Raw genomic sequence first — 8993 nt, 5'->3', positions numbered from 1 at the left:
CCCCGGCGCCCGCCGCCCGGCGGTGCGCATGCCGCCGCCGCTGCAGATCGCATTGCTGCGCGCCTCAGGCTGCAACCCGAACGACCCCGACACCCAGGCAGTGATGGCCGGCTGGAACCTGGACGAACTGCGCGGCAACGCCGCGGCCAAGCGTGCGCTGTGGCCGCAGTTGAGGGCACTGCGCAAGCGGGGCAGGGCGTGAGCGCGGTCAGTGCGCACCGGCCACCGGCGCTGCGCGCACTGCGCGAAGCCGATCTGGATGCGGTGATGGAGATCGAGCTGCGCGGCTACCCGTTCCCGTGGACGCGCGGCATCTTCGTCGACTGCCTGCGGGCGGGCTACCCGGCGCTGGCGCTGGAAGACGATGGCGTGCTGGCGGGTTACGGCGTGCTGAGCATCGCCGCCGACGAAGCGCATGTCTTGAATGTCTGCATCGATCCGGCCTGCCAGACCCGGGGCCTGGGCCGGCGGCTGTTCCGCGCGCTGGTGAAGCTGGCGCGCGAGCATGGCGCGCAGCGGGTATTCCTGGAAGTGCGGCCGTCCAACACTCCGGCGGTGGCGCTGTACCACAGCGAAGGCTTCAACGAGATCGGCCGTCGGCCGCGCTATTACCCCGCGCGCGATGGCCGCGAGGACGCGCTGGTGATGGCGATGGAGCTGGTCGACGACGACATCCAGACGATGCCGCCGTTGTAAGGGCAGCCACGCAGGGCGTGGCTCTACGCACCCTATCCGCATTGCCCCGGTAGAGCCACGCCCTGCGTGGCTGCGACCCCCGGTAGGTGGCGACCGTTGGTTGCCACGCTTCAAGCCGTTACAGCTTCGCGCGCTGCGCGACCAGGCCTTCCAGCTGCGCGGTCCAGTCCACCAGGCGCACGCGCTCCTGCTCGACCACCGCTGCCGGCACCTTGTCGGTGAACTTGGAGAGCTTCACCGCGCTCTTCTCCTTCTCCGCTTCCACCCGTGCGATTTCCTTGTCCAACCGGGCGCGCTCGGCCCCCAGGTCGACCAGGCCTTCCAGCGGAACCAGCAGCTTCAGCTCGCCGACGATGGCGGTCGCGGCCGGCGGCGTGTCCGCATCGCCGGCCAGCCATTCGATGCGCTCCAGCTTCAGCAGGAACGACAGGGACGACGTGAAGCGCGCCACGCGGTTGCGGTCTTCCTCGCTGCCACCCTGCAGCAGCAGGCTGACCTGCTTTGCCGGCGGCACGTTCAGTTCGCTGCGCACGCGGCGCAGCGCGCTGACCATCGACTTCAGCCACTCCACATCCGCTTCGGCGCGTGCGAAGTCGCCGGCAAATTCCTCGGCGGTGGGGTACGGGCGCAGCGAAATGGTGTCCGCGGCCAGGCCCAGGCGTGGCGCGACCTGGCGCCACAGCTGTTCGGTCACGAACGGAGTGAGCGGGTGCAGCAGGCGCAGCAGCGCTTCCAGCACGTACAGCAGGGTGTGGCGGGTGCTGGTCGCGTCGTCGGCGTTGTCGCCGTTGAGCGCCGGCTTGGTCAGCTCCAGGAACCAGTCGCAGAACTCGTTCCAGGCGAACTCGTACAGCGCCTGCGCCAGCAGGTCGAACCGATAGTTGGCGTAATGCGTGCGGGCCTCGGCCGACACCGCCGCCAACCGTGCCAGGATCCAGCGCTCGGCGTCGGTGCGCGGCTGCGGTGCGCCCTCGAACTGCGCGCCTTCGGTGTTCATCAGGGTGAAGCGGCTGGCGTTCCACAGCTTGTTGCAGAAGTTCTTGTAGCCCTCGGCGCGGCTCATGTCGAACTTGATGTCGCGGCCATGCGTGGCCAGCGCGGCGATGGTGAAACGCAGCGCGTCGGCACCGTGGGCGATGATGCCGTCCGGGAAATCCTTGCGGGTCTGCTTCTCGATCTTCGGCGCGTCCTTGGGCTTCATCAGCCCGGTGGTGCGCTTGGCGACCAGGTCGTCGATGGAAATGCCGTCGATGATGTCCAGCGGGTCGAGCACGTTGCCCTTGGACTTGGACATCTTCTGGCCCTGCGCATCGCGGATCAGGCCGGTGATGTAGACATCCTTGAACGGAATCTTCCCGGTGAAGCTGTCGGTGGCCATGATCATGCGCGCCACCCAGAAGAAGATGATGTCGAAGCCGGTGATCAGCACCGACGACGGCAGGTAGCGCTCGAAACCGCGCTCGGCCATCGCCTGCTCGTTCGGCCAGCCCAGCGTGGAGAACGGCCACAGCTGCGACGAGAACCAGGTTTCCAGCACGTCGCTGTCCTGGGTGAGCACCACATCGGCCCCCAGCCCGGCGCGCGCGCGCGCGTCCGCTTCATCGCGGCCCACGTAGCAGGTGCCGGCAGCGTCGAACCACGCCGGAATGCGGTGGCCCCACCACAGCTGGCGGCTGATGCACCAGTCCTGGATGTTTTCCATCCAGTGGCGGTAGGTGTTGATCCAGTTGGCCGGGACGAACTGGATCGAACCGTTCTCGACCAGTTCCAGGCCGCGCTGGGCCAGCACGTCCATCTTCACGAACCACTGGTCGGTCAGGTAGGGCTCGATCACCTGCTGGGTACGGTCGCCGCGCGGCACCTGCAGCTTGTGCGCCTTGGTCTCGACCAGGATGGCCAGGTCTTCCAGCTCGGCCAGGATCACCTTGCGCGCTTCGTAACGGTCCAGCCCACGGTACTTTTCCGGGGCGTTGTCGTTGATCGCCGCCACCGGGGTGAACAGGTTGATCATCGGCAGGTTGTGGCGCAGGCCGACCTGATAGTCGTTGAAGTCGTGCGCCGGGGTGACCTTGACCACGCCGGTACCGAACGCGCGGTCGACATACTCATCGGCGATCACCGGCACGCTGCGACCAGTCAGCGGCAGGGTCACGCTGCGCCCGATCAGGTGCGCGTAGCGCTCGTCTTCCGGGTGCACCATCACCGCCGTATCGCCCAGCAGGGTTTCCGGGCGGGTGGTGGCCACGACCAGATACGGGCGGGTTTCGCGCAGCGTTTCGTTGCCGTCGGCGTCGCGCTCCACGTGCTCGTAGCTGGCACCGTCTTCCAGCGCGTAGGCGATCGACCACAGGAAGCCGTCTTCCTCCACGCTTTCCACTTCCAGGTCGGAAATGGCGGTCTTCAGCACCGGGTCCCAGTTGACCAGGCGCTGGCCACGGTAGATCAGGCCCTGCTCATGCCAGCGCAGGAACGCCTCGACCACCGCTTCGGACGGCTGCGGGTCCATGGTGAAGGTGCTGCGCGACCAGTCCGCCGAGGTGCCCATGCGGCGCATCTGGCGCTCGATGATGTCGCCCGACTGCGCCTTCCATTCCCACACCTTCTCGATGAAGCCGTCGCGGCCCAGCGAATCGCGGCTCTCGCCGTTGCCGGCCAGCGCCAGGTTGCGCGACACCACCATTTCGGTGGCGATGCCGGCGTGGTCGGTCCCCACCTGCCACAGCGTGTCGTAGCCGCGCATGCGGTGGTAGCGCACCAGCGCGTCCATCAGGGTCTGCTGGAAGGCATGGCCCATGTGCAGCGTGCCGGTCACGTTCGGCGGCGGCAGCAGGATGGTGTACGGCTCGCCCTTGCCGGACGGCTTGAAATGCCCGGCCTTCTCCCAGGAGTCGTACAGCTCCGTTTCAAAGGTCTTGGGGTCGTAGCTGGAGGCAAGTTGGGTCATGCGGGGGAACCAGGAGGCAATCGGTAAAGGATCAGGGCGGCGGCGGACCCGATCAAGGGCGCCGCCGCGGGCTTACATGTCGTACTTGTTCAGCACGAAGTCCAGCGCCTTGTACTGGCGCCAGCGTTCGCGCAGCGGTTCGCGCGCGGCCGGGTCGGCCGGCACTACTTCCAGCACCCGGTCGCAGGCGCCCAGGTAGGGGTCGTCGCGCAGGTTGATCACCAGCGGCCGGCTCGGCGCTTCCGCGCCGGGCACCGCGATCAGCACCAGTGCTTCGTCCTCGTCGGCATCTTCGCCGGCGATCTGGTGCGGAATGTAGGCATCGTCGTCGAACGACCACAGCAGCTCGTCCAGTTCTTCGGCCTGGGCCTGGTCGCGCGCCAGCACCAGGGTCTGCAGGCCGGCGTCGTTGGCCTTGCGGGCCAGCTCGCAGACCAGGCGCAGCGGCTCGGTGAGGAAGCGCGGCTTGGCGATCAGGTAGAAGTCGGCGCGGGACATCAGCTGCGGGCGACCTGGTCCAGCAGCCACTGGGTCAGCAGGCCGACCGGACGACCGGTGGCCATGCCGCGCTTGCCTTCGTCGCTGGCCACGCCGGCGATGTCCAGGTGCGCCCAGCGCTGGCCTTCGGTGAAGCGCGACAGGAAGCAGCCCGCGGTGATCGCACCGGCCCAGCGGCCGCCGATGTTGTAGACGTCGGCGAAGCTGGAATCCAGCATCGGCTGGTACTCGTCCCACAGCGGCAGGCGCCAGGCGCGGTCGAACACATGCTCGCCGGCGGCCAGCAGTTCATTGGCGAGGTCGTCGTGCTTGGTCATCAGGCCGGCGGTCTGGTGGCCCAGTGCGACCATGCAGGCCCCGGTCAGGGTGGCGACGTCGACCAGCGCTGCCGGTTCGAAGCGCTGCGCGTAGGTCAGCGCGTCGCACAGGATCAGGCGGCCTTCGGCGTCGGTGTTGCCCACTTCGATGGTCTTGCCCGACATCGAGGTGATCACGTCGGACGGACGGTAGGCATTGCCGTCGATGGCGTTTTCGACCGCCGGCACCACCACCACCAGGTTCAGCGGCAGCTTGGCGGTGACCGCGGCGACGAAGGTGCCGATGACGTTGGCGCCACCGCACATGTCGTACTTCATTTCCTCGATGCCGCCCTGGGTCTTCAGGTTCACGCCACCGGTGTCGAAGGTGATGCCCTTGCCGACCAGCACGTACGGCTTGGCGCTGCCGCCGTTGTTCCACTTCAGCACGACCAGGCGCGGGCGGTTGGCCGAGCCACGGGCCACGGCCAGCAGCGAGCCCATGCCCAGTGCTTCCATCTGCGCCTCGTCCAGGATCTCGGCCTCGGCGCCGGCGTGGGCCTGGGCGAAGGCGACCGAGGACTCGGCCAGGTAGGCCGGGGTGCACAGGTTCGGCGGCAGGTTGCCCAGCTCGCGGGCGTGCTGCACGCCGGCGGCGATGGCCTGGCCCTGGAGCAGGGCCTGGTCATCGGTACCGGCGATGGCCAGGCTGGCCAGGCCGGCGGCCTCGGGCTTCTTCGTACCCAGGGTGGCGGTGTAGCGGTAGCTGGCGTGGTCCGCGGCGATCACGGCCTGGCGGATGTTCCAGGCGGCGTCGCGGCCTTTGATCTGCAGCTCGGACAGGGTGAACAGGGCGTGGCGGATGGCCCCGCCCTTCAGCGCGCGGCCGGCGTCGCCGACGGCCTTGAGGTACTGCGGCACGCCGAACTTGGCCGGCTCGCCCAGCCCGACCACCAGCACGCGCGGTGCGGTCACGCCGGGCACGTCATGCACCAGGGTGGTGGCGCCGGTCTTGCCGCTGACATCGCCGCGGGCGACCAGGGCGGCCAGGCGACCGCCGGAAACGGCGTCCAGGGCCTGCGCCGCCGGGCTCAGGGTCTGGTCGGCGTAGGCGCCGACGATGACGCAGTCGACCTCGGCCGAGGCCGGGGCAGCGTGGTTCAGGGTAAATTCGAGGGCCATTGATCAGATTCCGTTGGCAAATCCGTACAATCGCGAGCTGTTTACGTCCCGTCAGTAGACTGGGCAGCCACGCGAACGAATCCGAGAGTTTAAACCACCGCCCCATGTCGAAGCTCGATCGCTACCTCCTGCGTGATTTCGTCCAGAGTTTCCTGGCCACCCTGATCGTCCTGCTGGTGGTAAGCGTGGGTGGGGTGCTGGTGGACATCCTCGGCAACATCGCCGACGGCCGCCTGCCGGCCCGCCTGCTGTTCTCCCAGCTGGGCCTGCAGTTCATCGTCTACATGCCGCTGATCCTGCCGCTGGCGCTGATGCTGGGCCTGCTGCTGGCCACGGCCCGGCTGTACCGGGATTCAGAGATGGCGGTCCTGACCGCCATCGGGGTCGGCCCCAGGCGGCTGCTGCGGCCGGTGCTGATGCTGGTGCTGCCGGTGGTGGGGCTGGTGGCGCTGTGCTCCCTGTGGCTGGGCCCGTGGGCCGACCGCACCAGCGAGCGGCTGATCGCCGATGCCAACCGCAGCCTGGTCATGGCCGGGCTGGAATCGGGCAAGTTCACCATGCTGCCCAACGGCGGGGTGGTCTACCTGTCCGCGGTGAGCACCGACGGCAGCAGCCTGGGCCGGATCTTCGTGCAGCGCACCCGCGGCGACCGCATTGAAGTGGCCTCGGCCGAGCGCGGCAAGATGTTCTTCGAAGGCGAGCGCCAGCGCTACCTGCGGCTGGAAGACGGCCACCAGATCGAAGGCCCCGGCAACGGCGGGCTGGATTACCGGTTGATGACCTTCGCCAGCAACGACGTGGCCCTGCCCGACGGTGCCGACACCCGCGACACCGATGACCCCGAACTGCTGCCGACCACCCAGCTGTTCGGCGACGACCGGCCCGAGGCCCAGGCGCAGCTGCATTCCCGCCTGACCCCGCCGCTGATCGCACTGGCGTTCGCGCTGATGACCCTGCCGCTGGCGCGCAGTTCGCCGCGCCAGCAGCGCTATGGGCGCATGATGCTGGCCTTCCTCGCTTACATGGTCGGCACCAACCTGATGTTCATCGGTACCCGCTGGATCGCGGACGGCAAGCTGCCGGCCAACCTTGGCCTGTGGTGGTTGAGCCTGCCGCTGCTGGCACTGGCGATATGGATGTACCTGCGTGACGGCCGGCTGTCGCGCCCGCGGAGGACCGCATGAGGCTGCTCCCGATGCGTTTCGACGTGTACCTGGGCCGTGCGGTGTTCGGCACGGTGCTGCTGACCTGGGCGGTGCTGATCGGCCTGGACGTGGTGATGGCGCTGTCCGGCGAGTTCAAGGACGTGGGCAAGGGCGGCTACACGCTCGGCCATGCCGTGGCCTGGGTGCTGTACACCGTGCCGCGCCGGGCCTACACGTTCTTCCCCACCGCGGCGGTGATCGGCGCGCTGATGGGCCTGGGGCAGATGGCGGCCACCTCGGAACTGACCGCGCTGCGCGCGCTGGGGCTGTCGCGCAAGCGGCTCAGCGCCTCGGTGGCGATCGCGCTGTCGTTGATGACCGCGGTGATGGTGGTGAGTGGCGAAACCCTGGCGCCGTGGGCGCAGGAGCGTGCCGACAACATCAAGGCCAGCGCGAAATCCGGGCAGAGCCTGTCCGCCTCACGCTATTCGGGAATCTGGGTGCGCGAGGGCGACACCTTCCTCAGCGCGGGCAGCGGCGAAGAACAGCTGCTGCCCGGAGGGGGCACCCAGCTGACCCTGAATGACGTGCGGCTGTACCAGATCGCGGCCAACGGCGGCATTGCAACACTGACCCACGCTGCCACCGTGGTGCACGGCGCGGACGGCTGGACGCTGAACCAGGTCCGTCGCGACACCTTCGGCGAGCGCTCGGCCACCCGCACCACCGCAGCCTCGGAAAAGTGGGATTCGCAGCTGGATGCAGGCGCGCTGGCCACCGGTTTCTCCAAGCCGCGCAACCTGGCCGCGCGCGACCTGCGCACCAGCATCGAGTACCGCAAGCGCAACGGGCTGGATGCGCGCGATTTCGAGGACATCTACTGGAGCCGCTGGTTCTACCCGCTCAACGTGCTGGCGCTGTGCCTGGCCGCGGTGCCGTTCGCGTTCGGGTCGCTGCGCAGCGGCGGCATGGGCAAGCGCCTGTTCCTGGGCATCCTGTTCGCGCTGGGCTTCTGGCTGCTGCAGCTGTTCTTCGGTCGCATGGCCGGTGCCTTGAAGTTCGACTACCGCATCGCCTACGCGCTGCCGCCGATCGTGATGCTGGTGGTGTCTGGCATGTTGTTCCGGCGCAAGTCGGGGTGATGGGCTGACGGGCGGCTTCGGTCGGGTCTAAACGCGGGTGGGATGGTCGCAAGCGGTGTTGGACCGGTGTTGGATGCTTGAGCCGCGCTGCGCGCGGTTTCCGGCCAACGGCCGGGGCTACGAATTGTTACCGGCCCATCGGGATCCGGATCAACCAACCATGGGCGCCGGTTGCATTTCGATGGTTCACCATCGGCTCCGGATGCATGGCGCCAATGCAACACGAGCCCCTGCGAACCCCCAACGAACGTTGACCTGCCCGGTAGCGCCGACCGTTGGTCGGCCCAGGCGGTCTGCGCCGCGTTCTTATCGCTTCGGCAATCGCAACAACCGGGTGCCGCTTGCCCGGTCGTGCCACGTCAGCCGTTGCCGATCCACCAACGCCCACCACAACCCAAACCCGGCCAGCAGCACCCCCACGGTTCCTACCGCATAACGCACCCACAACTGCCCCAGCGTAGGCGCACCCCCATCGGCCCTCACCACCTGCAACCGCCACGGCCGCATGCCCAACGTCTGGCCGCCGCGCCGCCAGCTGAGCGTGGCGTACAGCCCGGTCACCGTCCAGCAACACCCCCACAGCAGCCACTGCAACGCACTGAACGGGGCGATGTTGTCGCGCACCGCATGGCCGGCCGCATAGCCGGCGGTGAACAGCGCGCCGACCAGCATCCACAGCGCCAGCGCCGGGAAGAAGTCATACAGCAGCGACAGCAGTCGCCACACCAGCAGCGATGCAGGGCGGGCGGTATCCGTGGCCACAGCGGTAGGTGCGCTCATGCGCCGAGCATACCTGCGCCGGCGTCCGCTTTCCGTATCCTGTGCGCATGCCCGACACCACCACCCCCGCCGCGCGCCGCCAGCTGGTGCAGCACCTGCCCGAGCTGCGCGCCGACGATGCCACGCTGATCCGCCACTTCCTGGATGCGATCTGGGCCGAGCAGGGCCTGGCCCGGGCCAGCCTGGACAGCTACCGGCGCGATCTGGAAGGCCTGGCGCGCTGGCGCGACGGCGCGGGTGGCGGCCTGGCCGGCATCGACCGCGCCGGCCTGTTCGACTACCTGGCGTGGCGCGCGAAGCACGGCTGGTC

Annotated in this window: 8 protein-coding genes and 1 pseudogene; 5 read left to right on the top strand and 4 right to left on the bottom strand. The window is 68.5% G+C overall.

What is annotated here, in order from left to right; translation table 11 throughout:
* Together RWO33_RS17080 and rimI are read left to right on the top strand one after the other, a co-directional pair.
* Positions 1-202 (top strand): annotated as a pseudogene (locus RWO33_RS17080) (hypothetical protein); the annotation flags it as partial.
* Positions 199-696: a ribosomal protein S18-alanine N-acetyltransferase gene (gene rimI / locus RWO33_RS17075; protein ID WP_145481477.1), complete on the top strand. Its 498-nt coding sequence runs from the start codon at positions 199-201 to the stop codon at positions 694-696. The pseudogene RWO33_RS17080 and the gene rimI, both read left to right, overlap by 4 nt.
* A gap of 118 nt (positions 697-814) precedes the next feature.
* Here the strand turns inward: rimI and RWO33_RS17070 are convergent, their stop codons facing one another.
* The 3 genes from RWO33_RS17070 to RWO33_RS17060 form a co-directional block, all read right to left on the bottom strand.
* Complete coding sequence (locus tag RWO33_RS17070; protein WP_314106357.1) at positions 815-3640, bottom strand: valine--tRNA ligase; 2826 nt, start codon at positions 3638-3640, stop codon at positions 815-817.
* 72 nt (positions 3641-3712) lie between these two features.
* Positions 3713-4138, bottom strand: a complete 426-nt coding sequence (locus tag RWO33_RS17065; protein ID WP_145481479.1) for a DNA polymerase III subunit chi — start codon at positions 4136-4138, stop codon at positions 3713-3715.
* Positions 4138-5616, bottom strand: a complete 1479-nt coding sequence (locus tag RWO33_RS17060; RefSeq protein WP_314106355.1) for a leucyl aminopeptidase — start codon at positions 5614-5616, stop codon at positions 4138-4140. The genes RWO33_RS17065 and RWO33_RS17060 overlap by 1 nt, the downstream gene beginning before the upstream one ends.
* Positions 5617-5720: 104 nt before the next feature.
* On the opposite strand from RWO33_RS17060, the gene lptF reads away from it, so the two are divergent.
* Together lptF and lptG are read left to right on the top strand one after the other, a co-directional pair.
* A complete protein-coding gene (lptF, locus tag RWO33_RS17055) occupies positions 5721-6800 on the top strand; it encodes an LPS export ABC transporter permease LptF (RefSeq protein WP_314106352.1) in 1080 nt (359 codons plus the stop codon).
* Complete coding sequence (gene lptG / locus RWO33_RS17050) at positions 6797-7903, top strand: LPS export ABC transporter permease LptG (protein WP_314106351.1); 1107 nt, start codon at positions 6797-6799, stop codon at positions 7901-7903. The genes lptF and lptG overlap by 4 nt, the downstream gene beginning before the upstream one ends.
* 306 nt (positions 7904-8209) lie before the next feature.
* Here the strand turns inward: lptG and RWO33_RS17045 are convergent, their stop codons facing one another.
* Entirely contained in the window at positions 8210-8683 is a 474-nt protein-coding gene (locus RWO33_RS17045) for an RDD family protein (protein ID WP_314106349.1), read from the bottom strand.
* Positions 8684-8730: 47 nt separating this feature from the next.
* Between RWO33_RS17045 and RWO33_RS17040 the strand changes: the two genes are divergently transcribed.
* Positions 8731-8993: site-specific integrase (locus RWO33_RS17040; protein ID WP_314106347.1), on the top strand; the 263-nt coding region annotated here is incomplete at its 3' end.

Source organism: uncultured Stenotrophomonas sp. (genome assembly GCF_963519925.1).
Taxonomy (GTDB): Bacteria; Pseudomonadota; Gammaproteobacteria; order Xanthomonadales; family Xanthomonadaceae; genus Stenotrophomonas; species Stenotrophomonas maltophilia_AE.
The sequence above is the reverse complement of the archived record's forward strand: the minus strand, read 5'-3'. Positions and strand labels throughout refer to the sequence as shown.

Bases quoted from the DNA above. Each gene is read 5' to 3' on its own strand.
- RWO33_RS17070 (WP_314106357.1), bottom strand. From the start codon at position 3,640: ATGACCCAACTTGCCTCCAGCTACGACCCCAAGACCTTTGAAACGGAG.
- RWO33_RS17065 (WP_145481479.1), bottom strand. From the start codon at position 4,138: ATGTCCCGCGCCGACTTCTACCTGATCGCCAAGCCGCGCTTCCTCACC.
- RWO33_RS17060 (WP_314106355.1), bottom strand. From the start codon at position 5,616: ATGGCCCTCGAATTTACCCTGAACCACGCTGCCCCGGCCTCGGCCGAG.
- lptF (WP_314106352.1), top strand. From the start codon at position 5,721: ATGTCGAAGCTCGATCGCTACCTCCTGCGTGATTTCGTCCAGAGTTTC.
- lptG (WP_314106351.1), top strand. From the start codon at position 6,797: ATGAGGCTGCTCCCGATGCGTTTCGACGTGTACCTGGGCCGTGCGGTG.
- RWO33_RS17045 (WP_314106349.1), bottom strand. From the start codon at position 8,683: ATGAGCGCACCTACCGCTGTGGCCACGGATACCGCCCGCCCTGCATCG.